A 25,686-nucleotide genomic window follows, 5' to 3' on the forward strand; every position below is an offset into this window, starting at 1 on the left:
AATTAAAATATCATAGATTATTTTTATTGCAAATTTACATTCATTTTTATATACTATAATTGTGGGCTAAAAAATAAATTTTTACATACAATACATATAAATTGTTTAAATGTAGGGAGGCAGTTGCATGGGAAGTAAAGCTTTACAAAAATTTTTAACTGAGAACTTGGAAGATTTAAGATCAAAAGGACTTTACAATGTAATTAATTCACTTCAGGGGGGAAACGGGCCAGTTATTAACATAAACGGAAAAAGACTTATAAACCTATCCTCTAATAACTATTTAGGACTTGCTAATCACCCAAGACTAATTGAGGCTTCAATAAAAGCAACTGAAAAGTACGGTGTAGGCGCAGGCGCTGTAAGAACAATCAATGGTACTTTAGATATACATGATGAGCTAGAAGAAAAGTTAGCTAAGTTTAAACATTCAGAAGCTGTTATAGTATTTCAATCAGGTTTCAACTGCAATATGGGAGCTATTTCAGCAGTTATGAATAAGAAGGATGCTATACTGTCTGATTCTTTAAATCATGCTTCAATTATAGATGGCTGCAGACTTTCTGGAGCAAAAATCATAAGATTTGAGCATGCTGACATGGAGGATTTGAGAGCGAAGGCTAAGGAAGCTAGAGAGTCTGGTCTTTATGAAAAGCTTATGGTTATAACAGATGGTGTATTTTCAATGGATGGAGATATAGCTCTACTTTCTGAAATAGTTAAGATAGCAGAAGAATTCGATTTAATAACTTATGTTGATGATGCTCATGCTTCAGGGGTTTTAGGAGAACATGGAAGCGGTTCAGCAACTCATCACAATTTAGTAGGGAAAATAGATTTCCAAATAGGAACTCTTTCAAAGGCAATAGGGGTTGTAGGAGGATATGTTGCTGGTTCAAAGGATTTAATTGACTGGCTAAAGGTTAGAGCAAGACCATTTCTATTCTCTACTGCAAATACACCTGGTGATGCAGCAGCTTGTATAGAAGCTATAAATATTCTAACTGAAAGCGATGAGTTAGTTAAAAAAGTTTGGGAAAACGGAAATTATTTGAAGAAGGGCTTAAAGGAATTAGGCTTTGATATTGGACACAGCGAGACTCCAATAACTCCATGCATAATTGGTGATGCTGAGAAAGCACAGCAATTCAGCAAAGAGCTTTTTGAAAATGGAGTTTATGCAAAGTCTATAGTATTCCCAACAGTACCACTTGGAACAGCTAGAGTTAGAAATATGCCAACAGCTGCTCATACAAAAGAAATGCTTGATGAAGCAATTGCTGTATACGAAAAAGTAGGAAAGAAGCTTGGAATTATATAATCCAAATTAACGGAGGGTTCATTATGAAAAAAATATTAGTTACAGGTGCACTAGGACAAATTGGTTCAGAGCTGACAATGCACATGAGAAGTATCTATGGAAATGATAATGTTGTTGCAACTGACATAAGAAAAATTGAAGGAAACCCTACAGTTGAAAGTGGTCCATTTGAAGTGTTGGATGTTACTAATGCTAAGCAGATGGCTGACATAGCTAAGAAATATAATGTTGATTCAATTATACATCTTGCAGCGCTTTTATCAGCTGTAGCAGAAGCTAAGCCAGCTTTAGCATGGGAAATCAACATGGGAGGACTTTTCAATGCTCTTGAGGTTGCAAGAGAGTGCAACTGTGCTTTCTTTACACCAAGTTCCATAGCAGCTTTTGGACCAAGTTCACCAAGAATTTTAACACCACAGGATACAATTCAAAGACCAGGAACTATGTATGGAGTAACTAAGGTTTCAGGAGAACTTCTTTGTGATTATTACTTCAAAAAATATGGAGTAGATACAAGAGGTGTTAGATTCCCAGGACTTATATCCTATGTAACACCTCCAGGAGGCGGAACTACTGACTACGCAGTTGATATATATTATGAAGCGTTAAAGAGTGGAAAGTACAGCTCATTTATAGCTGAAGGAACATACATGGATATGATGTATATGCCAGATGCTTTAAATGCTATAGTTAAGCTTATGGAAGCTGATCCTTCAAAGCTTGTTCATAGAAATGCTTTTAATATTACAGCTATGAGCTTCGAACCAGGACAAATTGCTGCTGAAATTAAAAAGCATATACCAAGCTTTGAAATGAGCTACAATGTTGACCCGATAAGACAAGCAATTGCTGATTCATGGCCAGATTCAATAGATGACAGCGCAGCAAAAGAAGAGTGGGGCTTTGAAACTAAGTATGATTTAGCTTCTATGACTACTGATATGCTTGCTAAGCTTAAAGAAAAACTAAATGTAAAGTAGTACTTGAAATTACACATTTAATAATAAAATTAATATAAGTGTTGTGACACGGAAGTAGCTTAATCAAAGCCTTCCGTGTTTTATTTTTGCTGCATCCTTAAACATTAAAAATTGTTGTTTTACAGAAAAATTAAGATTAATTATTAATCAGTTGAGCTATACTAAACCTGTTAGCTCAAATTGGAATCAATGTTATTTAATAGAGGAGGATGCAGTATGAGTTTTTTGTTAGAAGGTATAGCTTCCATAACTATTCAGCAGGTTATTATGTGGGTAATTGGGGGCTTACTAATATATTTGGCAATAGCAAAGGACTTTGAACCTTCGCTGCTTTTGCCTATTGGTTTTGGAGCAATACTAGTTAATATTCCTATGTCAGGTGCCGTAAATCAAATTGTAAATGGTACACATGTAGAAGGTATTTTAGATTTCTTATTCAAGGTTGGGATATCTACAGAAGCATTTCCACTTTTATTATTTATCGGAATAGGTGCAATGATTGATTTTGGACCGTTGTTATCAAATCCTTTTATGTTGCTGTTTGGAGCAGCAGCTCAGTTTGGGATATTCTTTACAATAGCAGCAGCAACACTACTAGGATTTAGCTTAAAGGATGCAGCATCTATAGGGATTATAGGCGCTGCAGATGGACCAACATCCATATTTGTTGCCAACTATTTTCAAAGCAAGTATATCGCACCAATAACGGTGGCTGCATACTCATACATGTCTTTAGTGCCAGTTATACAGCCGGCTGCTATAAAACTTGTTACAACTAAGAAGGAAAGACAAATTAGAATGGCTTATAGGCCTGCCAGCATATCAAAGAGAACAAGAATATTTTTCCCAATAGTAGTAACAGTAGTTGCGGGTTTAATCGCTCCAACTTCAGTAGCACTCATTGGCTTTTTAATGTTTGGTAATTTAATAAGAGAATGTGGAGTTTTAGAAAGATTGTCTGAAACAGCACAAAAGGATTTGGTAAATTTAATAACCTTGCTTCTTGGAATAACTATAGCTTCCTCAATGAAAGCAGAAAACTTTGTAAGTCTGCAAACTGCTATGATAGTAGGACTTGGACTTGTAGCTTTTGTTTTTGATACAATTGGTGGCGTACTTTTTGCAAAAGTGTTAAACTTATTCTTAAAGAATAAAGTTAATCCAATGATAGGTGCAGCGGGAATTTCTGCTTTTCCAATGTCAGCAAGAGTAATTCAAAAGATGGCTCAGAAGGAAGATAATCAAAACTTTATACTAATGCATGCCATAGGAGCAAATGTAGCTGGACAAATTGGTTCTGTTATAGCTGGCGGCATAATTTTAAATATTATAAAGCCTTAATAAAGAAGGAGGGTTTGTTATGACAGTATATGAAACCTTTATGGCTGCTTTAGGAGTTATGACTAAGGGCATGGGAGGAATATTTGTTGTACTTCTTGCCATTTTTTTAAGCATTAAGTTTTTAATTAGGGTATTCCCTGAGAAATAGTTAGAATTCGAAGGCACAAAGATTAATAAACTTATGTGCGTAAGAGAAATACTGGAGGGTTATATTTGAGCAAACAAAAAGAAAGATATAATAAAATTTTAGACATACTTGAAACAACATATCCGGACGCTCACTGCGAGCTTGTTCATGAAAGTCCCTTCGAGCTTTTAATTGCAACGGTTTTAAGTGCACAAACTACAGATAAAAAAGTTAACCAGGTAACTGAGAAGCTTTTTAGAAAATATAATACTCCTGAAGCCTTTGCAAAACTACAGCAGGAGGAGCTTGAAAAAGAGATAAGGGAAATTGGTCTTTATAAAAATAAGGCTAAAAATATAATTGCTTTAAGCAATATGATTCTAGAACAATACAATGGTGAGGTTCCAGCAACTATGGAGGAACTTGTAAGCCTTCCGGGTGTAGGGCGAAAAACTGCAAATGTGGTATTGTCAAATGCTTTTGGGGTACCTGCTATTGCAGTAGATACTCATGTATATAGGGTATCCAATAAAATAGGACTTGCAAAGGGAAAGGATGTCACAGATACTGAAGAGCAGCTTATGAAGAATATATCTAAAGAACGCTGGTCAAAGGCACATCATCTTTTGATATTTCATGGAAGAAGAACCTGCTCTGCACGAAAACCGAACTGCAGTGAATGTACTATTAATTCTTATTGCAAGGAATATGAAAAGGAGCTTAAAAAGCAAAATAAAGAAAAGTAGCAGGAAGTGTTAAACTTTCTGCTGCTTTTCTTTATTCCTTAATTTCCTTAAAAAGTTCATAAGCTTTGCTTCGGGCCTCATTTAAGACTTCAACACCTTTTTCAGTGATTTTATAATACTTCCTTATTTTTTTATCGACAAGTCTCTCTTCTTTATCAAGCAAGCCATTAGCTTCTAGGTTGTGTAGAATAGGATATAGTGTTCCGGGACTCATTTGATAGCCATGTTCTCGTAGCTCTTCAATCATCCAAGAGCCGAAGAAGGGTTCTTTTTTTGCATGGTGCAGTATGTGTATTTGAATAAAGCCAAGAAATAGCTTTCTTATTATATTGTCGTGCATTATATCAATCCTTTCAGCTGTATGTCTTTAATTATATAAGATAAACAACCAGTCCTGCAATACCTCCAAACAACACCATAAAAGCTGAATTAATTTTGTATTTGAACACGATAAATAGTGAAATTATAGCAAGTATTGCTGTAGGTACATCAGTAACTGCTGAAACTCCAAGCTTTAAGCTTACCACAGCCATAAGTCCCCAAGAGGCAACATTAATTCCATCTAAAATATTCGATAGTGCTTTAGAGCTTCTAAGCTTTGAAACAAAAGGATTTAATATGCCAACTAAAAGAAAAGCCGGAAGAAAAATTCCAATTGTAGCAGCTATAGCTCCTGAAATTCCTTCAAGTATATAGCCTATAAAAGTAGCAGTAGTAAATACAGGACCAGGAGTAAACTGACCTACTGCGACTGCATCTAGTATTTGTTGGTTAGTAAGCACGCCAAATTTTTCAACAAATTCTGCTTCTAAAAAAGCAAGAAGTACATAACCACTACCATAAAGTATTGAACCTATTTTCACAAAGGATAGAAATACTTTTGACGTATCCATACCGGTCTTTTGTAACTGAACTGAAGGAAGTACTGCAAAAGGCATCAAGATAGGGGCAAGAGAGTAAAATTTAGATTTATTTAATTTAGATGAATCAGTTGAAATAAGCATAAATAAACCAGCCAAGGCTAGAAGTAAAATTTCATTGACTCCTAGAATGGAAAGGACTATAACCGCTACACCAATAATGGATGTCGTTCTACTTTTGATTGCAGATTGTCCTAGCCTTATAAATGCTTGAAAAACTATTGCAATTATAACTGGTTTAACTCCATATAGGATATTTGAAACCTCAGGAAGTGCACCATATTTTGTGTAAATTATGGAAAAGGACAAAACTATGAGCATTGCCGGAAGTATGAAACAGGCACCAGCTAATATTAATCCTAGCCAACCACCACGCTCATAGCCAAGGTGAATCGCAAGTTCAGTGGAATTTGGACCAGGAATAAGATTTGTAGCACCATAAAGATCTAGAAATTTTTCTTTGCTAAGCCACTTTCTATTTTTTACTATTTCGTCCTCCATCATAGCAACGTGAGCGACTGGACCACCAAAAGAAGTGATGCCTAGTTTTAAAAATACTAACGATATTTCCTTTAATCTGCTATTTTGTTCATGCTTGTTTAGGAAATAAAATTCATTTTTCATTGTCTTATTCAATTTATACACCCCCTGATGAGTTTGATTTTTAGAGTTTAAAAATCAATTAATAACTATAAAAGATCACTACACATAATGACATAGTGTCTGTGATAGCAATTATATTGACTTTAGATATCGAAGTACGATATCATAAATTATATAGTAATTTTATTAATAGCACAATAAGGATAGTGTTAAAAATTATTAAATAATAGTTAATATTGAAGGGGTGGCGATATTATGGATACTTACAAGCAAATTGAACAGGATAAGCAGATTTGGAAATTCTCTTTCTATGGTTTATTGAAAAATCTTGAATTTTTCGAGCCTTATCTTCTTATTTATCTTCTTGGTATGGGACTAAATCTGTTTCAAGTAGGATTACTGTATTCTATAAGAGAGTTTGTTATTTATATTTTTGAAGTTCCTTCGGGCATATTTGCTGATAACTATGGAAAAAAGAGGGAACTAATGATTTGTTTTACTTTTTATATGATTTCCTTTGCAATATTTTTTATAGGTACGAATTTTTATGTTTTGGTTATAGCTATGTTTTTTTACGGCTTAGGAGAAGCTTTTCGTTCAGGAACGCATAAGGCTATGATTTACTTATATCTAGAGCAAAAAGGATGGTTTGAACACAAAAATTTTGTATATGGAAGAACCAGATTCTTTTCTCTTATCGGGTCCTCTTTCTCTGCTTTTATATCAATTTTATTCGTTCTTAATCTGCCAGGTGTTAGATGGATCTTTTTATTATCAATAATTCCATTTATGATAGATTTTTTATTAATTTGGTCTTACCCAGACAGTTTGGATGAAAGAAATGAGACTACGTTAAGTTTTAAGAAGTTCTTTAATAAAGGTGTAATTCAAATTAAGAAGGTTTTTAGTAATAGCGTGCTTACAAAAGTATTGATAAGTTCTGCTCTTTATGACGGAATATTTAAGACAATTAAAGATTATATTCAACCCATACTAAAAGTTACTATACTTGCTGCTGCTGTATCAAGTCTACAAGGTTTAAGCAGCGATAATAAAGTGAAGATATATCTAGGCAGTATATATGGGGTTGTTTACATATTTAGTGCTATTGCTTCTAAAAATGTATATAAGCTTAATAAATATAAAAGTTCAAACAAACTTTTAAGTATAACTTTTGACGCAGCAGGAATATTAGCGGTTATATTGTTTATAAGTATAAGACGAAATCTAACTATAGCTGTCATAATACTTTATTTTATTTTGTACGTTTTAAAGGATGCAAGAAGACCAATCGTAGTGGATGTTTGTGGTGATCATATGAATAAGAATGAAAGAGCCACTGTAATGTCCATTGAAAGTCAGCTTACTTCTCTTTTTACAATAATACTAGCCCCACTACTTGGATTTATTGGTGATAAATTTTCAATAGCTGTTTTATTTCTCATAATTGGTTTATTTTCTTTAATAATAAATAGATTTCTCACTGTTTCAACAGATGCTGAGTAAAGTCAATAGCTTTTGATTAAAAAAACAAATTGAATTTATAAGCTTAGGCAAGGTATAATATTTTTTGTTGGATTGAGGTTTAATTTGCAGAAATAAAGGAGAAAAATTGTGAACGAATATTTAAAGTTTTTCCAGCTTATAAGCAGCAGTAGAAAGGAAGAAAAGATAATGAATGCTATAATCATAGATGGGCCAGTTGGGGTAGGTAAGACTAGCCTTATGGAGATACTTATGGAGGAGTTTGGATACAAGCCGTTTCTAGAGCCTGTTACGGATAATCCTCTTTTAGATAAGTTTTATTACAATAGAAAAAGATATTCTTTTCCACTTCAAATCTTTTTCCTAAACAGAAGATTTGCAATGCTTAAGGAAGCTGCAGAAATTGATGGTTCCATAATGGACAGAAGTATATATGGTGATGTTATATTTGCAAAGATGCTCTGTGATGGTGGTGACATGGAGAAGGAAGAGTATGCATTATATAAAGAGCTTCTTGCTAATATGCTTGAGCATGTTCAGGCACCTAAGCTTATGATTTATCTTGAGACAAGCGTAGACAGCGTTGTGGAGAAGATAAAGAGGAGAGGAAGGGACTACGAGCAAGTAGTAGAAAGAGAATACTGGGAGACGCTTAATAATGAATATAAGGAATACTTTGAACATTACAATATTTCTCCTCTTCTTAAGATACAAACTGACAACTTGGATTATGTAAATAATAAAGAAGATAGAAAATACATAATAAATCTAATTAGGGAAAAATTAAACGAGATAGATAAATAAATATATAAAGGATGAGGCATGTGAATAAAAAGTTAGGTTTTATTGGCTGTGGGAACATGGCTCAAGCTATAATTGGCGGTATTATAAGTTCAGATATAGTTTCCAGAGAAAATGTAATGGGGAGCAATTCTGGAGATAAGAATTTAAACATAACAAAAGAGAAGTATGGGATTTTAACTACTCATGACAATAAAGAAGTGGCTAAGTTCTCTGATATACTTTTTATAGCTGTTAAACCTCATGCTTATGCATCAGTCATTGATGAAATAAAACATTATGCTAAGAGTGATGCTATTATAATTACTATAGCAGCAGGTATAACTATAAATTTTATGGAGAAGGCTTTAGGACGAAGTGTTAAGGTAGTTAGAACTATGCCTAATACGCCTGCTCTTGTAGGGGAAGGAATGACTGCGGTTTGTTCTAATGATATGGTTTCTAAGGAAGAGCTTGAAGAAGTATTAATGCTTTTAAGGTGCTTCGGCAAGGCTGAAGTTATAGAGGAAAGACTTATGGATGCCGTGCCAGCAGTAAGCGGTTCCTCTCCAGCTTATGTTTATATGTTTATAGAAGCTCTTGCAGATGGAGCGGTTAGAGATGGCATACCACGAGCTAAGGCATATAATTTTGCTGCGCAGGCAGTTCTAGGTGCTGCGAAAATGGTGCTTGAAACTGGAATTCATCCAGGTAATTTAAAAGATAATGTTTGTTCACCTGGAGGTACAACTATAGAAGCAGTTTATTCCTTAGAGAAAAATAATTTTAGAGGAACTGTTATCGAAGCTATGAAAGCTTGTACGGATAAAAGTAGAGAAATATCACGAAATAATGGGTAAAAATATACCTTCCTCATAATTATGAGGGAGGTATATTTTTGAAAAGAATTTTCTATATTAATACTTTTAATAGTAATGGTAACGTGAATATTGAAAACAAAGTAGTGCTAACAACAACTACAGAAGCATAGCCCCTCTTTATATCAAAACTGTCTGCAAATATGGATGTCATTGCAGCAGCTGGCATTGAAGCTAGAATAATTACAGAATTTAGAACTATCGAATTATCATTTATTAATTGCGATATAACACATAAAGCAGCTGGGATTAAGATTAATTTTACAACTGTGCCGTAATATATGGTCCAATCAGTCAGATATTCTTTTATGTTTACTTTACAGCATAGTGCTCCAACTATTATCATAGAGAGCGGTCCGGTCATATTGCCTACGGCACTTGTGCTTGACATAATTACATCTGGCATTTTCAAATCGAATACCATCATAGTAATTCCAATATAAACAGCAATGAGAGAAGGGTTTTTCAAAGCTTTAAGTACTTCTTTAGAAAGCACTCTTTTTTTAAAGCTACCCTTGAACATCATGATTCCATATGTCCAAAGGAAAATTGTAAAAAATATATTGAATATTGAACCGTACATGACAGCTTCTGTACCATATATCGCATTTAATATTGGAAAACCAATATAACCGGTATTTGTGAAAACATTTGAAAAGTGGAGTATAGTTTTCTTTTCATTTTTTATAGGATGTAATAGTATTAAAGAAATGACTGCAATAAAAATATACACTGCAATACTTAAATAAAAAGTTCTTATAACATTGCTTTTTACAGAGGCATCATAAGTAAAATTGAAGGATGAAACAATCATGCAAGGTAATGCAATTTCCAATAATATATTTGTTAATCCTGCACTCACACTGTCGTTTATAAATCCTTTTTTTCTTCCATAAACACCTGCAAGCATTATTAGAAATAAAGAAACAATACTTTTAATAATAAGTGACATATCCATAGAAAATCCTCCTGCAAATATTTCTTGTGCATAAGAACTATCATGCTATCTAGATTCCGTATTTCTCACAATTAAAGCATTATTCATTTTATTCATAAGTATTAGCTTTGGTGATTCACAAGAAGCTTTCCAGGCAAATATCCAGTAAAGGATATTTATTAAATTCAGCATCATTAAAATGCCACCATTCAGTTTTTATCCTTTCAAAACCATTTGAAGTCATTATTTTGGCCAGAAACTCACGGTTTTGTAGCTGATGCTCTGCGGCAGAAGTATATGTTATCCATGCCTTTTCAGAGAAATCATCAAATACAGAGGGCATTTCTAATTCATTTCCATCGAAATTAACTAAAGTAATGTCAACTGCACAGCCTCTATTATGCTTTGAACCTCTTGTTGGAGGGGCAACAAAATTATCATCAGAAAGGGTTTCCCACATAAGATTTTGAATTGAAAGAGGTCTGTATGCATCTAATACCTTTAATTTATATCCTAGAGCTTTAGCATAATTATTCGCATTGATTAGCTTTTTAGCTGTTTCAAGCTGAAGAATGCATTTATTTAATGGATATAGTTTTTTACCCATAAAATTGTCGTAGCTAGCATATTTCATATCAATTATGAATGAGTTATCTAATTTTTCTAGATCTATCAGTCCTTGAATTGTATGAGGAGTTTTCATTGTTACTTACCTCCAGTAATCTGCTTACCAAAAATTATAATGTAAGCTTATATTGATTTATATGATTTATTTACTTATAATATTTATTTAGTGAGAAAATAGGCTAAAATATAAATAGTTTAAATTAAAAGGAAAGGTTGTTAATATAGATGAGAAAAGAACCAAAAGATACTACAGTTGTTGTCGGTATGTCAGGCGGAGTTGATTCCTCAGTAGCTGCACTTCTTTTAAAGGAGCAAGGTTACAATGTTATAGGAATCTTTATGAAAAATTGGGATGAGCAGGATGAAAATGGTGCTTGTACAGCTACAGATGATTATGAAGATGTAAGAAGAGTTTGCGATCAAATAGGCATACCTTATTATACTGTTAATTTTGTTAAGGAATATTGGGACAGAGTGTTTACTTACTTTTTAGATGAATATAAAAAAGGAAGAACTCCAAATCCAGATGTTATGTGCAATAAGGAAATAAAGTTTAAGGCTTTCTTGGACTATGCCTTAAAAATTGGCGCAGATTATCTAGCTACAGGTCACTATGCACAGGTTGAATTCAGAGACGGTGAATATAAAATGCTTAGGGGAGTGGATTCTAATAAAGATCAAACCTATTTTCTATGTCAGTTAGGACAGTATCAATTATCTAAAACTATGTTTCCTGTAGGACATTTAAAAAAGCCTGAGCTCAGAGAAATTGCTGCAAGATATGGACTTAAGACAGCTGATAAAAAGGATAGTACAGGTGTATGTTTTATAGGAGAAAGAAACTTCCACAAGTTTTTAGCTAATTATCTTCCTTCACAGCCAGGAGATATTAAGACATTAGATGGTAAGGTTGTTGGAAGACATGATGGTCTTATGTATTATACACTTGGACAAAGAAAAGGACTTGGCATTGGCGGTGGAATGGGAAAAACCGGTGAGCCATGGTTTGTTGTAGATAAGGATTTAAAGAAAAATATTCTTTATGTCGTTCAAGGTGAAGATAAGCCCGAGCTACACTCTTACGGCTTGGAAGCATCAGATCTAAACTGGGTAAGCGATAACAAACCTGAAGGAACCTTTAAATGTACAGCTAAGTTTAGATATAGACAGCCAGATCAAGGTGTTACAGTACATATGAAGGACAATAACAGATGTACTGTGATTTTCGATGTACCTCAAAGAGCCGTTACTCCAGGCCAGGCTGTAGTATTCTATCAAGATGAAGTTTGCCTTGGAGGAGGAACTATTGATAGGATTTACAAGAATAGGAGAGATATTGAGAAAATTACTGATAAATAATGATAAAAAGATGTTTTGCTAAGTTCAAAACATCTTTTTATTTGGTCTAAAGCGATATAAATTTTATGCAAACTGGGTTTGGAAGTGAAACAATATCACCAACTCGTGATAACTTCCCGGTAGATTTATCTATAGAAAATGGAACAAGATTGCTTGAATTTTGATTTGCTGCAATAAGAAAGTTTCCATCTGGCGTTAAGGCAAAATCTCTTGGCCCTGAACCCTCTGTTGAGATATGCTGAACAACCTCAAGCTTTCCTGTTTCTTGTGAAATCTTGAATACAGCAATACTATCATGACCTCTATTTGAAGTATATAGATAATTTCCATCTTGGGATACATGGATGGCGCTGCCTGTGTTTTCTCCCATAAAATTTGTTGGCAGAGAAGATATATATTCAAGTATCTCAAAGGTTCCATCAGTTTTGCTATAGTTTAGTACAGCTACCTCAGCGCTAAGCTCAGTAAGTACATATGCAAATTTACCATTAGGATGAAATGCCATATGTCTTGGACCACATCCTGGTTTGAAGGATATCTCTTTATGTTTTTCAAGCTTGTTAGAATTAAAAGAATAAACTACAAGCTTATCTATACCTAGATCAATTACGCAGAGGTACTTTTCATCAGGTGCCAAAGCAGCGTAATGAGCATGAGCTTTTTCCTGCCTTGCTTTGTTTGGACCAGAGCCTCCATGAATAAATAAGGAACATATTTCAGCAACAGTTCCGCCCTTATCTAATGGGTAGGCTGCTACCTCGCCCTTGTGGTAGTTCGCAGAAAATAGATAATCATTAGTCCTAGTGAGGCTAACATGGCAAGGCGAGCTGCCTTCAGATAGCTGACTATTTAGCAGGCATAGTTTTTCATCACCGATTTTATAAGCAGATACTCCTCCAGCTACACCAGATTTTACTACAGAATAAAGATATTTATTGTCGCTAGTTATAGTTAGGTATGTTGGGTTGCCAAGTTCAGCCTCAAGTCTTATATTATCTAGCTTTTGCGAAGAAGTATCAAGTATAAAACTATATATGCCTTTGCTTTCGCCGTTTGTATAGGTCCCGACATAGGCTTTAAATTTAGTTTTCATATTAGAAATCCTCCTGTTTGTTAGAAATTTTATTAAACTTATTATAGCATATGCAAAAATAGTTAGTAGCAAAATGTTTTGTAATTCACTTCTTATTGTTATACAATTAGTTTATTAGGTCTAAAGCGTTAAATCGATTTCAACTGCAAGCTTTGCAATGTAAAAGGGCATCTTAAGCTTGCTGAATTCCTAGTAGAAGAGGAGAAATTAACTAATAGTTATGGAATCAAAAAAGAAAATAAAAATTTCCGTTAGAGACCTGGTAGAATTTGTGCTGATGCATGGAGATATAGTATCAGGCTTTACGGGGAGCTCAAGAAATACAGAAGCAATTAGGGCACATCAAATTATACAAAAAGCCTACGGAGAAGGTTATTCAAAGGAAGTCCCTTTAAGTTTTAGTGTGGAAGGCGACGAGCTAATTTTAGAAGTTGGCGGAAGAATAGACGGCCTTTATGTAGGAGAAGATGGAGTTATAATTGATGAAATAAAAACTACAACAAGAGACTTGGAACTATTAGAAGAAGATTATAATATTCTTCACTGGGCTCAGGCAAAATGCTATGCCTATATTTATTCAATGCAAAATAATCTTATAAATATAAATGTTCAGCTTACCTATTATAATTTAGATAATAGATATACAAAAAAGTTTTTAAAACAATTTAATGTCCATGAACTTCAAGACTTCTTTAGTGAGCTTGTTCAGGGTTATTTTTATTGGGCAACGGTAATGCTTAATTGGAATAAGAAAAGAAATGAAGCAATCGAAATGCTTAAGTTTCCTTTTGAAACTTATAGAAAAGGCCAGAGAGAACTAGCAGTTGCGGCTTATAAAACCATAAAAGAAGGTGGCAAGCTTTTTGCACAGGCACCAACAGGTATTGGTAAAACTATGGCCTCAGTTTTTCCAGCAATTAAAGCTCTAGGAGAAGGACATTCAAGTAAAATATTTTACCTAACAGCTAAAACCATAACTCGAACTATTGCAGAAAAAGCATTTAGCAATTTAAGAGATAACGGATTAAAGGCTAAAACCTTGACTTTAACCGCGAAAGATAAGATCTGTTTCAAGGAAAAGGCTGAGTGCAATCCTGAGAAATGTGAATATGCAAAGGGGCATTATGATAGAGTTAAAGATGCTTTAGAGGATATATTTTCTGTAGATACATTTACCCGAGAAATCATTGAAGAATACTCAAGAAAGCATACTGTATGTCCCTTCGAATTTTCACTTGAACTTTCTAATTGGGCAGATTGCGTTATATGCGATTACAATTATGTCTTTGACCCAAGTGCAAGTCTTAAACGTTTTTTTATGGAAGGCGGAGGAGACTTTGTATTTTTAATAGATGAGGCTCATAACTTAGTTGACAGAGGAAGGGAAATGTTTTCGGCCCGGCTTTCAAAAAAATTAATATTGGACTTAAAGAAATCTGTTAAAGGTGCTGCACCAAAGCTTCATAAGTTGTTAAATAAAATTAACGTACAATTTATTGAGTATAGAAAAAAGTGTGAGGAGCGTGGAGAGGTTCAGTTGGTACAAAAGGAAGCTCCAAAAGAACTTTATCCAATGATTAATGAATTTTTAGGAGCTGCAGAAAAATATCTTTTAGAGCATAAGGACTCAAATTTTAATGAAGAACTTTTAGATTTATACTTTAATTTGCATGCTTTTATGAGGACTGCAGAGTTTTATGATGAAAGATTTGTAACTTATATAGAGGCTTCAAACTCAGAAGTAATAATTAAGCTCTTTTGCCTTGACCCATCACACCTTTTGAAAGAAGGTATGAAAAAAGGGAGAGCAGCCGTGCTTTTCTCTGCCACCTTAAGTCCTATGGAATATTTTATTCAAGTGCTTGGGGGAGATGAAAACAGCTACAGGATAAGATTGGCATCGCCTTTTCCAAGAGAAAATTTATGCCTGCTAATAGAAGACAGAGTATCTACTAAGTTTAAAAGAAGAGAGTATACCTATGACAAGATTGCTGAGTCAATTAACAATGTCGTTACAGCTAGAAAAGGAAATTATTTAGTTTTCTTTCCTTCATATCAGTACATGAAGGAAGTGTATGAAAGGTTTGAAGCTATTAACCTGGAAGTAAAAAAAATAATTCAAAGCTCTGGCATGAGTGAGGAAGAAAGAGAGGACTTTTTAAATAATTTCTCTGAAGACACTGAAAGTACACTAGTTGGCTTTGCGGTAATGGGCGGAATTTTTGGTGAAGGTATAGACCTCAATGGTGACAAGCTTTCTGGGGCTATAGTAGTAGGCGTAGGACTTCCTCAGGTTTGTCTTGAAAGAAATATAATAAAAGATTACTTTGATGAATCAAAAGGAACAGGCTTTGAGTATGCCTACATCTACCCCGGAATGAATAAGGTGCTTCAGGCTGTTGGAAGGGTAATTCGAACTGAGCAGGACAGAGGTGTGGTTCTGCTTATAGATGATAGATTTTCTGAGAATACTTATAAAAGACTTTTTCCGCTAGAGTGGCAGCCTAAGGTTATAGGTGGAAATATAAATAAACTTAATTTGCAATTAAAGGACTTTTGGAAAAATAAGAATATATAAGAGAGGGTTTTATATGAATATTGATAGTATTGTTGTAGCTAAGGCAGCAATTCAAATGGCTATATCTTTAAGAGAAGAAGAGAAGGGTTTAGAGGAACAATTTAAGGAAAAAGGGATTTTAACTACAGCTGTAGATGTAGGCGGAAGCATTAATAGCTCAATTAGCAAGATTCTTGAAAGGGCTATAGTTGCCTCTAAGAGAGGTGGAGTTATTAGGGATTGTCATGTGCATGATGGAGCAATAATTGGAGCAACAAGAGAGGCAATTCTTCAGGTAGCGCAAAAGGCTAATGGTCTAAATATTGGTGGCAAAATAGGAATAGCAAGAGGTGGAGAGCATTTAAGCGTTGCTATTTTCATGAGCATAGGAGTTCTACATTTAAATGATATAGTAATAGGCTTAGGGCACAGATCAATATCTGAACCTTAATTAATAAAATTAAGAAAATTTAGTATTGTAAATTTAGAATAGTCGTGGTAAAATTTAGATTATAACTTTAAACGGATAAAGTTATTGTAGGATTGTATGTTAGTGTAGTAATTAAGAAGCGAGGGATGCTTCTTAAAGTAGGATAAAATTGTAGGATGGTAGTTAAGTAGGAGATATTTTTAGCTTAAGAAATAAGTTTCTTTTGGCTCTTTTTGCTTTATCAGCTCTCCTATGGAGAGCTTTTATTATTTTTAATTATATTTTTAGGAGGATGGTAGTATGGTAGGAAAAAAATCTTCAATTCTAATGGCTTTACTAGTAAGCTCATCAATTCTCGGTGGATGCGCAAAAACTCAGGCATCCATATCTAATTCATCTCAGAATGAGAAAAAGACTGTAAAGATAGGTATAAGTCAAATTGTAGAGCACCCGGCTCTAGATTCTACTAGAAAAGGTTTTATAGAAGCATTAAAATCTAAAGGCTTTGAAGAGGGCAAAAACCTTCAAATAGATTTCCAAAATGCTCAAGGTGAGCCGGCAACGGCTCAGACAATTGCTAAAAATTTTGTATCAAAAAAAGAGGATATGATTTTGGCAATAGCAACTCCTTCAGCTCAGGCTGCTTTTAATGCTACAAAGAATATCCCTATACTTATCACTGCAGTAACTGACCCTGTGCAGGCCGGTCTTGTAAAATCCTTAGACAAACCGGAAACAAATGTAACAGGTACCTCAGATAATATTCCAATTGAAAAACAGTTTGAGCTTTTAAAACAATTAGTACCTAAAAGTAAGAAAATAGGAATTATTTATAATACAAGTGAGACAAATTCAGAAATTCAAGTAGAAGCAGCAAAGAAAGCTGCACCATCATTTAATTTAGAAGTACTTACAGCAGGAGTAACAAATGTAAATGAACTTCCGCAAGCTTTAGGGTCACTTTTAGATAAAATAGATGTACTATATGTTCCAACAGATAACCTAGTTGTTTCTTCAATACCTTTAATAACAAATCAGTGCTATAAGAAGAATATACCTGTTATAGGATCTGAACGAGGTCAGGTTGAAGGGGGAGCACTTGCAACTACAGGAATTGATTACTACAAGCTTGGCTATCAGACAGGACTTGCAGCTGTAGAAGTCTTAAATGGAAAGTCACCTAAGGATATCCCTGTGACTACCTTAAAGGATATGCAGCTTGTTATTAATATAGATACAGCAAAGAAACTTAATATAACTGTACCGGAAGAGTTAAACAGCAAGGCTGAGAAGGTAACTGGAGGTACACAGTAATTAATTCTAAGCATTATTAGTGAATATAAGGGGGCAGCAGCATGGAACTTATAATTGGTGTATTGGAACAAGGATTAATATTTTCAATTGTCGCAATAGGCGTATATATTACCTATAGAATACTAGACTTTCCTGACTTATCTGTTGATGGTAGTTTTCCTTTAGGCGCGGCAGTAGCAGCAACTTGTCTAGCAAAGAATTCTAATGCGATTGTTGCTTGCATTCTAGCTTTTGCAGCAGGTTGCTCAGCAGGATTTTTTACCGGAATAATACATGTTAAACTTAAAATAACTAATCTTCTATGTGGGATACTGGTTATGATAGGACTTTACTCCATAAACTTAAGAGTTATGGGTAAATCAAACCTTCCGCTATTTGGGAAAGATACTATTTTTTCAGGAGGCTTTTCACCTTTAGTTGTCATAGCACTGTTTGCATTAGTAGTAAAAATAGCTTTAGACTTATTCTTAAGAACTAAACTAGGCTTTATTTTGATAGCTACTGGAAGCAATGAACAACTTGTGACTATGCTTTCAGTAAATAAAGATGCAGTAAAAGTACTAGGTTTAATGCTTTCAAATGGACTTGTCGCCTTATCAGGGGCAATGATGGCGCAGTATCAAGGCTTTTCAGATGTAACAATGGGAACTGGCATAGTAGTTATGGGATTAGCAGCAGTTATCATAGGAGAATCTATGTTTAAAAATATGAGTTTCATTAAACCGACAACATTGGCAATTATAGGTTCAATAGCATACAAGGGAGCAATTGCTCTTGCCCTTAAGTTTGGACTTGAACCAACGGATTTGAAGCTTATAACGGCAATTATAGTAATAGCTGCAATTTCTCTAAGCAGTAACAATTTAGGCTTTAAAAGAAAGAAGAAACCAATACCTGGGGGTGAACAAATTGCTCAAAATACTGAATTTATACAAAGTATTTAATAAAAATACTATAAATGAAAATGTACTTTTTGATGGATTAAATTTTACTATTAATGATGGAGACTTTATAACTGTAATAGGAAGTAATGGAGCAGGAAAGTCAACATTACTAAATATAATCTCAGGTTCTATAGAAGAAGATGAAGGCTCTGTAAGGTTAAATGAAAAAGAGCTTTCTGGTACTCCCGAATACAAACGGTCAAGACATATTGGAAGAGTATTTCAAGATACTTCAAAGGGAGTAGCTTTAGATATGACTATACTTGAAAACTTATCTATGGCATATAACAAAGGAAAATCTTTTAATTTAAGGCTAGGTATTTCAAAGAAAAATTTAGACATTTTTAAAAAACTTTTGACTGAATTAAATTTAGGTCTTGAAAATAAATTGGACACAAAAGTTAAGCTTTTATCGGGAGGACAAAGACAGGCGCTTTGTTTGGTGATGGCAGTCATGGGAAGACCAGAGCTTCTTCTATTAGATGAACATACTGCAGCGCTTGATCCAAAGACCTCAGAAAAGATAATTGAGATCACTAAAAAAATAGTTTCGGAAAACAACATGACTACTATGATGGTAACTCATAATCTAAATCATGCTGTAACTCTCGGCAACAGATTAATTATGATGCACGGAGGCAACATAGTACTCGATATTGCAGAGGAAGAAAAGAAAAAACTTACTGTAAACAAGCTGCTTGAGCAGTTTGACAGGGTTCAGGGAAGGGACTGCCTAAGTGATAGAATTTTATTCTCATAACAATAAGGATTTTATAAAAAGGCTTTGTGATAAAACACATAAGCCTTTTTTGTTGTATAGGTTTAATAAATAGGTTACTATATGGTTATAATTATATAGTAATTATTACCACAAACTTATAATAAAGGTGATGAACGAATATGTTAGATGTAGCTCTTTTAGGATGTGGCGGAAGTATGCCAATTGCCAGTAGATATCTAACTTCCCTACTAGTATCTTATAACGGAAGAATGCTTTTGATAGACTGCGGAGAAGGTACACAAGTTTCCTTAAAACTTTTAAAATGGGGATTTAAATATATTGATGCTATTTGCTTTACACACTATCATGCGGATCATGTAGTAGGATTTCCAGGACTTTTACTTACAATAGCTAATTCAGGCAGGGATGAACCGCTAACTATTATTGGTCCACCAGGTTTAATAGGAGTTGTAAGGGGACTTACAGTTATAGTTCCGCAATTGCCTTATGAACTCAAGCTCATTGAACTAAAAGATGATAAAATTAGTACCCTGAAAATAAATAATTTTATACTTCAGACTCAGCCGGTAGAACATTCTATGCCTTGTCTTGCTTATAAAATAGAGATTGAAAGAATGAGAAAGTTTGACAGGAGAAGGGCCGAAGAGGAAGATATACCTATGGAGTTTTGGAACAGACTTAGAAAGGGAGAAAAAATTCACTATAATGGAAGGCTTCTAACTCAAGATATGATACTTGGAGAAGCTAGGAAAGGTCTGAAACTTTGTTACTGTACAGATACTAGACCAATGGAAAGCTTGATTGAATTTATTTGTCAAGCAGACCTTTTTATATGTGAAGGAATGTATGGAGAGGATGAATTTTTTACAAAAGCTATAGAAAATAAGCATATGCTTTTTTCAGAAGCAGCAAATCTTGCAAAGGCAGGTAAGGTTACGGAACTATGGCTTACGCACTATAGCCCTTCACTTCTTAGTCCTGAGGATTATATAGAGAGTACTAGAAAAATATTTAATAACACTATTTTGGGTCAAGATAGACTAGTAAAAACACTAAATTTTTTAGATTAATATTTTAAGAAAGAGGTTATATAAATGAAATTTTACAAAGAATTGAGCAAAGTTTATGATGTTGTGTTTCCTAAGGATGAGAAAACATTAAGCTTCCTGCAGAAAGATTTGAAGGGGAACTCAAAGGTGTTAGATTTAGCCTGTGGTACTGGAACATATTCCATGGCACTAGCATTGAAGGGCCACAGAGTTGATGCTATTGACTTAGGAGAGGAGATGATAGAGCTTGCTAAGGGCAAAGGTGGCTTATATGCTAACTTTGTGGTTGGAGATATGACGAAGTTTCACGAAGAATTTCCAAAGGAAAAATATGATTTAGCTTATTGCATAGGAAATTCTATAGTTCATTTGAAGAATAAAGAAAGAATTCAGGAATTCATAAAGGATTTATATACAACTTTAGCTGAAGGCGGTAATTTAATAATTCAAATCGTGAACTATGATAGAGTTATAAACCAAAATGTAACTTCGCTGCCTACAATTGACAGACCAGAAAAAGGTGTTAGATTTGTAAGAAATTACGAATACAAAGATGAAGAAGAAAAGGTAGAATTTAAAACTGAACTTATAATTAGTAAAAATGGTACTGAGGAACGATTTTTAAATTCTGTAGATTTAATTGCACTAAAGAAGGATGAACTAGTTGATATGTTTAGCAAGGCTGGCTTTAAGAATATAGAGGTTTATGGAGGCTTCTTGCAAGAAGAATTTACAGTGGACTCTTTTGCACTTGTTATAAGAGGCAGCAAGCTGTAATAAATTAAAGAAGGAATTCCATGCGAATTCCTTCTTTAACTTCTATTTCATAAGTTTGTCTATTTGACCTTTTATCTCTTCGGGAGTAAGACCATCAGCATTTATAACTGGTGCCTTTGTTTCTGTATTATCAATCCCCATAAAATTGTCGTTAGCTCCATTCACTACTAAAGCATCAAAGCTTTTTAAAGTTGTATTACTTGTTATGTTTGTAGTATCAACCTCAAAAACATTATAACCGTTCTCTTTAAGATAGTCTCTTATAGTACTTAGTTCTTTTTGTATGCCTATATTTTTCATATTGCCACCTCCTTCTGATTATAGTATTACACATATAAATAGCTATATACCATATACTATATTTGGCGGAAAAGTACAGAAAATTATGAGTAATTATTTTTTGATTTTACAGTGTTGGATTATTCTAGCTACATGAGTTATAATATACACTGAAGCTAGATAATGGATTAATAAAACTCACAATTTATGAGCAAAGGAGAGCTTAAGATGAACACTATCGATCAATTAGCAATCAATTCCATTAGAATACTGTCAGCTGAAGGAGTACAAAAGGCTAAATCAGGTCATCCAGGTCTTCCACTTGGAGCAGCACCTATGGCTTACACACTTTGGGCTAGACATATGAAACACAACCCATCTAATGCAGAATGGAAGGATAGAGACAGATTTGTACTTTCAGCAGGACACGGCTCCATGCTTTTATATTCCCTGTTACATTTATTTGGTTATGGATTATCAGTAGACGACCTAATGAATTTTAGACAACTAGGAAGCAAAACTCCTGGTCATCCAGAGTATAGACACACAGTAGGAGTTGAAACTACTACAGGACCATTGGGTCAGGGGTTTGCGACAGCAGTAGGAATGGCCATAGCTGAAAGCCACTTGGCTGCAAAATTCAACAAGCCTAACTTTAAGGTAGTAGATCATTATACATATGTTTTATCAGGTGATGGGGACATGATGGAAGGAATAACATCAGAAGCTGCATCATTAGCAGGAACTTTAGCGCTTGATAAGCTAATAGTTTTATATGATTCAAATAATATATCAATAGAAGGAAATACTGACATAGCCTTTAGAGAAAATGTGGGAAAAAGATACGAAGCTTATGGCTGGCAGGTTATAACTGTTGAAGATGGAAATGATGTTGAGGCTATAAGCAAGGCAATAGCAGAAGCTAAGGCTGATACAAAGAGGCCAAGTCTTTTGGTAATAAAAACTCAAATAGGTTACGGTTCACCAAAGGTAGGAACTGCAGGTGTGCATGGAGAACCTTTAGGTATAGAAAATATTCACAAAACAAAAGAGTTTTTAAAGTGGACTTACGAAGGTGAATTCCATGTTCCACAAGATGTTAGAGAATATATGAATTCTTTAATTGAAGAAGGAAAGAAAAATGAAGAAGAGTGGAACAAGTTATTTGAAGCATATAAAGCACAATATCCAGAGCCTGCAGAGGAGTGGGAGCTATGGCATAGTGGTAAGCTGTCAGTAGACTTGTTAAATAGTGAAGACTTTTGGAAGTTTGACAAAAAAGCTGCTACAAGAGCTTCTTCCGGAGAAGTTATAAACAAATTGGCTAATTTAGTTCCAAATCTTATTGGAGGTTCAGCTGACCTTGCTCCATCCAACAAAACTTATATGAAAGATAAGGGAGACTACTCAGCAGAGGATAGAACAGGAAGGAATCTTCACTATGGTGTTAGAGAGTTTGCTATGTCAGCCATTGGAAACGGTATTGCAGTACATGGTGGACTTAAAAATTTTGTTGCAACCTTCTTTGTATTCTCAGATTATGCTAAGGCGGCAATGAGACTTTCGTCACTAATGAAGCTTCCAGTAGTTTATGTTTTAACTCACGACAGCATCGGAGTAGGTGAGGACGGACCTACACATCAACCAATTGAACAATTAGCAGCACTTAGAAGTATTCCAAACTTCCACGTTTATAGACCAGCAGATTCAAAGGAAACAGCAGCTGCTTGGTATTCAGCAATAACAAGAGAAGATGGACCAACTGCGATAGTACTTACAAGACAAGATTTGCCTCTTTATGAAGAGTCTTCAAAAGAAGCTTTAAAGGGTGCATATATACTAAAAGACAGTGAAAAGGAAACTCCGGATTTAATACTTATGGCTACAGGTTCAGAAGTAGAACTTATTTACAATGCAGCTGATGTCTTAAAGGAAAAGGGAGTAGACGTAAGAGTTGTAAGTATGCCTTCATTAGAAGTTTTTGAATCTCAAAGCAAGGAATACAAAGAACTTATACTTCCTAACGCTTGCAGAAAGAGAATTGCAGTTGAAGCTTTAACTTCCTTTGGATGGCATAAGTATGTTGGGCTTGATGGAGATGTAATTTCACTAGACCACTTTGGAGAGTCCGCACCAGCAAACTTATTGTTTGAAAAGTTTGGTTTTACAGTAGAAAATGTTGTTGAAAGAGCATTAGCTTTACTAAAATAGATTTATATACTCCAAGCTCTTTGATTAGAGCTTGGAGTTCTTTTGTTTCGAGGTGGAAAAATGACCAGGTATGTGAGAAAGTCAACTAAAAGAGCAGGGGAATCGCCAGGAACCTTATTTTATAATGGAGAACATAAAACAGAGAAGATTAAGCTTACTTTAATTGAATACGGCAAGGACTTTTCAGAAAAGAAAGAACTAAAAAAGATTGAAGAATGTTTTGATAGAAAAGGTAAGGATACAATAAAGTGGGTTAATATAGAAGGACTTCATGATATAAGTATTATAGAAAAGATAGGTAAAGAATTTAAGCTTCATCCTCTTATGTTAGAGGATATATTAAATATAAGCCAAAGGCCTAAAATGGATGATTATGAGGATTATATTTTAATTGTTCTAAAAATGATTTATTATAACTATAAGAAAAAAGAAATAGTAACAGAGCAGGTAAGCCTTGTATTAGTGGAACAATATGTATTTTCCTTTCAAGAGTTTGAAGGAGATGTATTTGATGAAGTTCGGCAAAGAATACTCACAGGCAAGGGAAACATAAGAAAACAGGGACCAGATTACTTAGTATATGCCTTAATTGATGCTATTGTAGATAGTTATTTTTTTATACTTGAGCAGATTGGAGACTGTTCAGAGGATATAGAACAGCAGCTTATGGAGGAGCCTAAGAAAGAAGTGCTACAAGCTATATATAACCTGAAGAGAGAAATGATTTACCTAAACAGTTCTATATGGCCTTTAAGAGAAGTTGTTGGGAACCTTACGAGAACGGATTCTGTAATTATAAAGGAAAGTACAAGGCTTTATTTAAGGGATGTATATGATCATATTTTACAGGTTGTTGATATAATGCAATCTTACAGGGATATAATGACTGGAATGCTTGATACTTATCTGTCTAGTATAAGCAACAAAACAAATGATGTCATGAAAATACTCACAATATTTTCTTCTATGTTTATTCCATTAACATTTTTAGCCGGTATATATGGAATGAATTTCAGATATTTTCCTGAGCTTGAGCTACCCTGGGCTTATCCAGCCTTTTGGATAGTTACTTTAGCTATAATAGCTTTAATGCTAGGATATTTTAGACGAAAAAAGTGGCTTTAGATAGAATTAATTTAGAAAGTTAATAATAGTATTTTAGTGTATTTTAAATAGGAGGATTATTATTATGGATGGACGTTACGGAAGTGCACATGAAATTGACTATACTGTATATGGGGATGATATGCAATTTGTTGAAATTGATCTAGATCCAAGAGAAAGTGTAATAGCAGAAGCTGGAGCAATGATGATGATGTCAGCAGGAATTCAGATGGAGACCATATTCGGCGATGGTACAGGTAACAACGGGAATGGATTAATGGGAAAGCTTTTCGGAGCAGGAAAGAGAATTTTAACTGGTGAAAGTCTTTTTATGACTGTATTCACAAATGGAGGCTATGGAAGGCAGCAAGTTAGCTTTGCAGCGCCTTACCCTGGAAAAATAATACCTATGGATTTAAAGCAGTATGATGGGAAAATAATATGCCAAAAAGATGCTTTTTTATGTGCAGCTAAAGGTGTTTCTGTTGGAATAGATTTTAGGAGAAAGCTTGGAGCAGGTTTTTTTGGAGGCGAAGGTTTTATAATGCAGAAGCTTGAAGGAGATGGATTGGCTTTTCTTCATGCAGGAGGAACAATATATGAAAAAACACTAACACCAGGAGAAACTATTAGGGTTGATACAGGATGCTTAGTTGCAATGACAAGAAATGTACATTATGATATTGAATTTGTAGGTGGAATTAAAAGTGCTTTTTTTGGCGGCGAAGGTTTATTCTTTGCTACACTTACTGGACCAGGCAAGGTTTGGATTCAATCACTTCCTTTCAGCAGACTTGCTGACAGGGTGCTATCTGCTTCAAGAGTTGGTGGAGCAAGAAGAGATGAAGGAAGCATACTCGGAACTATCGGCAATTTGTTTGATGGAGATTAAGGTTGTTAAAATTTTAAAATTAATAAATATATAGCTGGGAGCTATGTAATAAGCTGGTTTACTTGAATAAATTTCAGTTATATGTTATTCTTAAAATATAATTTACAGGTGATGGAGTTCACCTTAATTGCTTAATGCTAATGACTCCTACAGGCAATACTATAAGTATACCTGTAGGAGTTTTTTATGC

25 protein-coding genes and 1 riboswitch are annotated in these 25,686 nt (G+C 34.4%); of the genes, 19 read left to right on the forward strand and 6 right to left on the reverse strand.

Annotated elements, in window-relative coordinates; genetic code table 11:
- Positions 1 to 127 precede the first annotated feature (127 nt).
- The 5 genes from NBE98_RS00595 to nth all read left to right on the forward strand — a co-directional run bounded on the left by NBE98_RS00595 (position 128) and on the right by nth (position 4,515).
- Entirely contained in the window at positions 128 to 1,321 is a 1,194-nt protein-coding gene (locus tag NBE98_RS00595) for a glycine C-acetyltransferase (protein ID WP_250811309.1), read from the forward strand.
- Positions 1,322 to 1,344: 23 nt separating this feature from the next.
- Entirely contained in the window at positions 1,345 to 2,301 is a 957-nt protein-coding gene (locus NBE98_RS00600) for an L-threonine 3-dehydrogenase (RefSeq protein WP_250811311.1), read from the forward strand.
- 216 nt (positions 2,302 to 2,517) lie between these two features.
- Positions 2,518 to 3,642, forward strand: coding sequence for a sodium ion-translocating decarboxylase subunit beta (locus NBE98_RS00605; RefSeq protein ID WP_250811313.1), 1,125 nt, complete (start codon positions 2,518 to 2,520; stop codon positions 3,640 to 3,642).
- A 19-nt stretch (positions 3,643 to 3,661) separates the two neighbouring features.
- Positions 3,662 to 3,790: an OadG-related small transporter subunit gene (locus tag NBE98_RS22360; RefSeq protein WP_284703582.1), complete on the forward strand. Its 129-nt coding sequence runs from the start codon at positions 3,662 to 3,664 to the stop codon at positions 3,788 to 3,790.
- 65 nt (positions 3,791 to 3,855) lie between these two features.
- Positions 3,856 to 4,515: an endonuclease III gene (gene nth, locus NBE98_RS00610; RefSeq protein WP_250811315.1), complete on the forward strand. Its 660-nt coding sequence runs from the start codon at positions 3,856 to 3,858 to the stop codon at positions 4,513 to 4,515.
- 31 nt (positions 4,516 to 4,546) lie between these two features.
- Here nth and NBE98_RS00615 read toward each other — a convergent pair whose 3' ends face one another.
- Entirely contained in the window at positions 4,547 to 4,855 is a 309-nt protein-coding gene (locus tag NBE98_RS00615) for a PadR family transcriptional regulator (protein WP_250811317.1), read from the reverse strand.
- Between the two features lie 31 nt (positions 4,856 to 4,886).
- The gene (locus NBE98_RS00620; protein ID WP_250811319.1) at positions 4,887 to 6,071 is read right to left on the reverse strand and encodes a chromate transporter; all 1,185 of its coding nucleotides are present in this window, start codon (positions 6,069 to 6,071) and stop codon (positions 4,887 to 4,889) included.
- Positions 6,072 to 6,293: 222 nt separating this feature from the next.
- Here NBE98_RS00620 and NBE98_RS00625 point away from each other — a divergent pair, with 222 nt between their 5' ends.
- From NBE98_RS00625 to proC, 3 genes are all read left to right on the forward strand, one after another.
- The gene (locus NBE98_RS00625; RefSeq protein WP_250811327.1) at positions 6,294 to 7,544 is read left to right on the forward strand and encodes an MFS transporter; all 1,251 of its coding nucleotides are present in this window, start codon (positions 6,294 to 6,296) and stop codon (positions 7,542 to 7,544) included.
- A gap of 168 nt (positions 7,545 to 7,712) precedes the next feature.
- Positions 7,713 to 8,327 carry a deoxynucleoside kinase gene (locus NBE98_RS00630; protein WP_284703677.1) on the forward strand — a complete coding sequence of 205 codons (615 nt, stop codon included), beginning with the start codon at positions 7,713 to 7,715 and terminating at the stop codon, positions 8,325 to 8,327.
- A 20-nt stretch (positions 8,328 to 8,347) separates the two neighbouring features.
- The gene (gene proC / locus NBE98_RS00635) at positions 8,348 to 9,163 is read left to right on the forward strand and encodes a pyrroline-5-carboxylate reductase (protein WP_250811336.1); all 816 of its coding nucleotides are present in this window, start codon (positions 8,348 to 8,350) and stop codon (positions 9,161 to 9,163) included.
- A gap of 52 nt (positions 9,164 to 9,215) precedes the next feature.
- On the opposite strand, the gene NBE98_RS00640 is transcribed toward proC, so the two are convergent.
- Complete coding sequence (locus tag NBE98_RS00640) at positions 9,216 to 10,139, reverse strand: AEC family transporter (protein WP_250811337.1); 924 nt, start codon at positions 10,137 to 10,139, stop codon at positions 9,216 to 9,218.
- A gap of 115 nt (positions 10,140 to 10,254) precedes the next feature.
- Positions 10,255 to 10,821 (reverse strand): M15 family metallopeptidase, encoded by a 567-nt coding sequence (locus NBE98_RS00645; protein WP_250811338.1) that lies wholly within the window; start codon positions 10,819 to 10,821, stop codon positions 10,255 to 10,257.
- A gap of 149 nt (positions 10,822 to 10,970) precedes the next feature.
- Here NBE98_RS00645 and mnmA point away from each other — a divergent pair, with 149 nt between their 5' ends.
- Positions 10,971 to 12,104 carry a tRNA 2-thiouridine(34) synthase MnmA gene (gene mnmA / locus NBE98_RS00650; protein ID WP_250811339.1) on the forward strand — a complete coding sequence of 378 codons (1,134 nt, stop codon included), beginning with the start codon at positions 10,971 to 10,973 and terminating at the stop codon, positions 12,102 to 12,104.
- A 46-nt stretch (positions 12,105 to 12,150) separates the two neighbouring features.
- Here mnmA and NBE98_RS00655 read toward each other — a convergent pair whose 3' ends face one another.
- Positions 12,151 to 13,197, reverse strand: coding sequence for a lactonase family protein (locus NBE98_RS00655; RefSeq protein ID WP_250811340.1), 1,047 nt, complete (start codon positions 13,195 to 13,197; stop codon positions 12,151 to 12,153).
- 220 nt (positions 13,198 to 13,417) lie between these two features.
- Here NBE98_RS00655 and NBE98_RS00660 point away from each other — a divergent pair, with 220 nt between their 5' ends.
- The 7 genes from NBE98_RS00660 to NBE98_RS00690 all read left to right on the forward strand — a co-directional run bounded on the left by NBE98_RS00660 (position 13,418) and on the right by NBE98_RS00690 (position 21,010).
- Positions 13,418 to 15,775: an ATP-dependent DNA helicase gene (locus tag NBE98_RS00660; RefSeq protein WP_250811342.1), complete on the forward strand. Its 2,358-nt coding sequence runs from the start codon at positions 13,418 to 13,420 to the stop codon at positions 15,773 to 15,775.
- A 13-nt stretch (positions 15,776 to 15,788) separates the two neighbouring features.
- A complete protein-coding gene (locus NBE98_RS00665) occupies positions 15,789 to 16,205 on the forward strand; it encodes a HutP family protein (protein ID WP_250811344.1) in 417 nt (138 codons plus the stop codon).
- A 279-nt stretch (positions 16,206 to 16,484) separates the two neighbouring features.
- Positions 16,485 to 17,498: an ABC transporter substrate-binding protein gene (locus NBE98_RS00670; protein ID WP_250811346.1), complete on the forward strand. Its 1,014-nt coding sequence runs from the start codon at positions 16,485 to 16,487 to the stop codon at positions 17,496 to 17,498.
- 41 nt (positions 17,499 to 17,539) lie between these two features.
- Complete coding sequence (locus NBE98_RS00675; protein WP_250811347.1) at positions 17,540 to 18,442, forward strand: ABC transporter permease; 903 nt, start codon at positions 17,540 to 17,542, stop codon at positions 18,440 to 18,442.
- On the forward strand, positions 18,408 to 19,202 hold the full coding sequence (locus tag NBE98_RS00680) for an ABC transporter ATP-binding protein (RefSeq protein WP_250811348.1): 795 nt from the start codon (positions 18,408 to 18,410) through the stop codon (positions 19,200 to 19,202). Before NBE98_RS00675 ends, NBE98_RS00680 begins: the two co-directional genes overlap by 35 nt.
- A 140-nt stretch (positions 19,203 to 19,342) precedes the next feature.
- Positions 19,343 to 20,254, forward strand: coding sequence for a ribonuclease Z (locus tag NBE98_RS00685; protein ID WP_250811349.1), 912 nt, complete (start codon positions 19,343 to 19,345; stop codon positions 20,252 to 20,254).
- Positions 20,255 to 20,278: 24 nt separating this feature from the next.
- Positions 20,279 to 21,010, forward strand: coding sequence for a class I SAM-dependent methyltransferase (locus NBE98_RS00690; protein ID WP_250811350.1), 732 nt, complete (start codon positions 20,279 to 20,281; stop codon positions 21,008 to 21,010).
- A gap of 42 nt (positions 21,011 to 21,052) precedes the next feature.
- On the opposite strand, the gene NBE98_RS00695 is transcribed toward NBE98_RS00690, so the two are convergent.
- Complete coding sequence (locus tag NBE98_RS00695) at positions 21,053 to 21,310, reverse strand: YkuS family protein (protein ID WP_250811351.1); 258 nt, start codon at positions 21,308 to 21,310, stop codon at positions 21,053 to 21,055.
- Positions 21,311 to 21,517: 207 nt separating this feature from the next.
- On the opposite strand from NBE98_RS00695, the gene tkt reads away from it, so the two are divergent.
- The 3 genes from tkt to NBE98_RS00710 all read left to right on the forward strand — a co-directional run bounded on the left by tkt (position 21,518) and on the right by NBE98_RS00710 (position 25,496).
- Entirely contained in the window at positions 21,518 to 23,500 is a 1,983-nt protein-coding gene (gene tkt / locus NBE98_RS00700; RefSeq protein WP_250811352.1) for a transketolase, read from the forward strand.
- A 60-nt stretch (positions 23,501 to 23,560) separates the two neighbouring features.
- On the forward strand, positions 23,561 to 24,625 hold the full coding sequence (gene corA / locus NBE98_RS00705; protein WP_250811353.1) for a magnesium/cobalt transporter CorA: 1,065 nt from the start codon (positions 23,561 to 23,563) through the stop codon (positions 24,623 to 24,625).
- 64 nt (positions 24,626 to 24,689) lie between these two features.
- The gene (locus tag NBE98_RS00710) at positions 24,690 to 25,496 is read left to right on the forward strand and encodes a TIGR00266 family protein (protein WP_250811354.1); all 807 of its coding nucleotides are present in this window, start codon (positions 24,690 to 24,692) and stop codon (positions 25,494 to 25,496) included.
- Positions 25,497 to 25,594: 98 nt separating this feature from the next.
- Positions 25,595 to 25,653, forward strand: a riboswitch (Fluoride riboswitch).
- Positions 25,654 to 25,686: the final 33 nt, after the last annotated feature.

This window comes from Clostridium swellfunianum, from assembly GCF_023656515.1.
Classification (GTDB): Bacteria; Bacillota; Clostridia; order Clostridiales; family Clostridiaceae; genus Clostridium_AT; species Clostridium_AT swellfunianum.

Coding starts and splice junctions, on each gene's coding strand:
- NBE98_RS00685 (WP_250811349.1), top strand. CDS start 19,343: ATGTTAGATGTAGCTCTTTTAGGATGTGGCGGAAGTATGCCAATTGCC.
- NBE98_RS00665 (WP_250811344.1), top strand. CDS start 15,789: ATGAATATTGATAGTATTGTTGTAGCTAAGGCAGCAATTCAAATGGCT.
- NBE98_RS00630 (WP_284703677.1), top strand. CDS start 7,713: ATGAATGCTATAATCATAGATGGGCCAGTTGGGGTAGGTAAGACTAGC.
- NBE98_RS00710 (WP_250811354.1), top strand. CDS start 24,690: ATGGATGGACGTTACGGAAGTGCACATGAAATTGACTATACTGTATAT.
- NBE98_RS00660 (WP_250811342.1), top strand. CDS start 13,418: ATGGAATCAAAAAAGAAAATAAAAATTTCCGTTAGAGACCTGGTAGAA.
- NBE98_RS00600 (WP_250811311.1), top strand. CDS start 1,345: ATGAAAAAAATATTAGTTACAGGTGCACTAGGACAAATTGGTTCAGAG.
- corA (WP_250811353.1), top strand. CDS start 23,561: ATGACCAGGTATGTGAGAAAGTCAACTAAAAGAGCAGGGGAATCGCCA.
- NBE98_RS00645 (WP_250811338.1), bottom strand. CDS start 10,821: ATGAAAACTCCTCATACAATTCAAGGACTGATAGATCTAGAAAAATTA.
- NBE98_RS00640 (WP_250811337.1), bottom strand. CDS start 10,139: ATGGATATGTCACTTATTATTAAAAGTATTGTTTCTTTATTTCTAATA.
- NBE98_RS00695 (WP_250811351.1), bottom strand. CDS start 21,310: ATGAAAAATATAGGCATACAAAAAGAACTAAGTACTATAAGAGACTAT.
- NBE98_RS22360 (WP_284703582.1), top strand. CDS start 3,662: ATGACAGTATATGAAACCTTTATGGCTGCTTTAGGAGTTATGACTAAG.
- NBE98_RS00595 (WP_250811309.1), top strand. CDS start 128: ATGGGAAGTAAAGCTTTACAAAAATTTTTAACTGAGAACTTGGAAGAT.
- NBE98_RS00690 (WP_250811350.1), top strand. CDS start 20,279: ATGAAATTTTACAAAGAATTGAGCAAAGTTTATGATGTTGTGTTTCCT.
- NBE98_RS00675 (WP_250811347.1), top strand. CDS start 17,540: ATGGAACTTATAATTGGTGTATTGGAACAAGGATTAATATTTTCAATT.
- NBE98_RS00615 (WP_250811317.1), bottom strand. CDS start 4,855: ATGCACGACAATATAATAAGAAAGCTATTTCTTGGCTTTATTCAAATA.
- NBE98_RS00605 (WP_250811313.1), top strand. CDS start 2,518: ATGAGTTTTTTGTTAGAAGGTATAGCTTCCATAACTATTCAGCAGGTT.
- NBE98_RS00625 (WP_250811327.1), top strand. CDS start 6,294: ATGGATACTTACAAGCAAATTGAACAGGATAAGCAGATTTGGAAATTC.
- mnmA (WP_250811339.1), top strand. CDS start 10,971: ATGAGAAAAGAACCAAAAGATACTACAGTTGTTGTCGGTATGTCAGGC.
- tkt (WP_250811352.1), top strand. CDS start 21,518: ATGAACACTATCGATCAATTAGCAATCAATTCCATTAGAATACTGTCA.
- NBE98_RS00670 (WP_250811346.1), top strand. CDS start 16,485: ATGGTAGGAAAAAAATCTTCAATTCTAATGGCTTTACTAGTAAGCTCA.
- NBE98_RS00655 (WP_250811340.1), bottom strand. CDS start 13,197: ATGAAAACTAAATTTAAAGCCTATGTCGGGACCTATACAAACGGCGAA.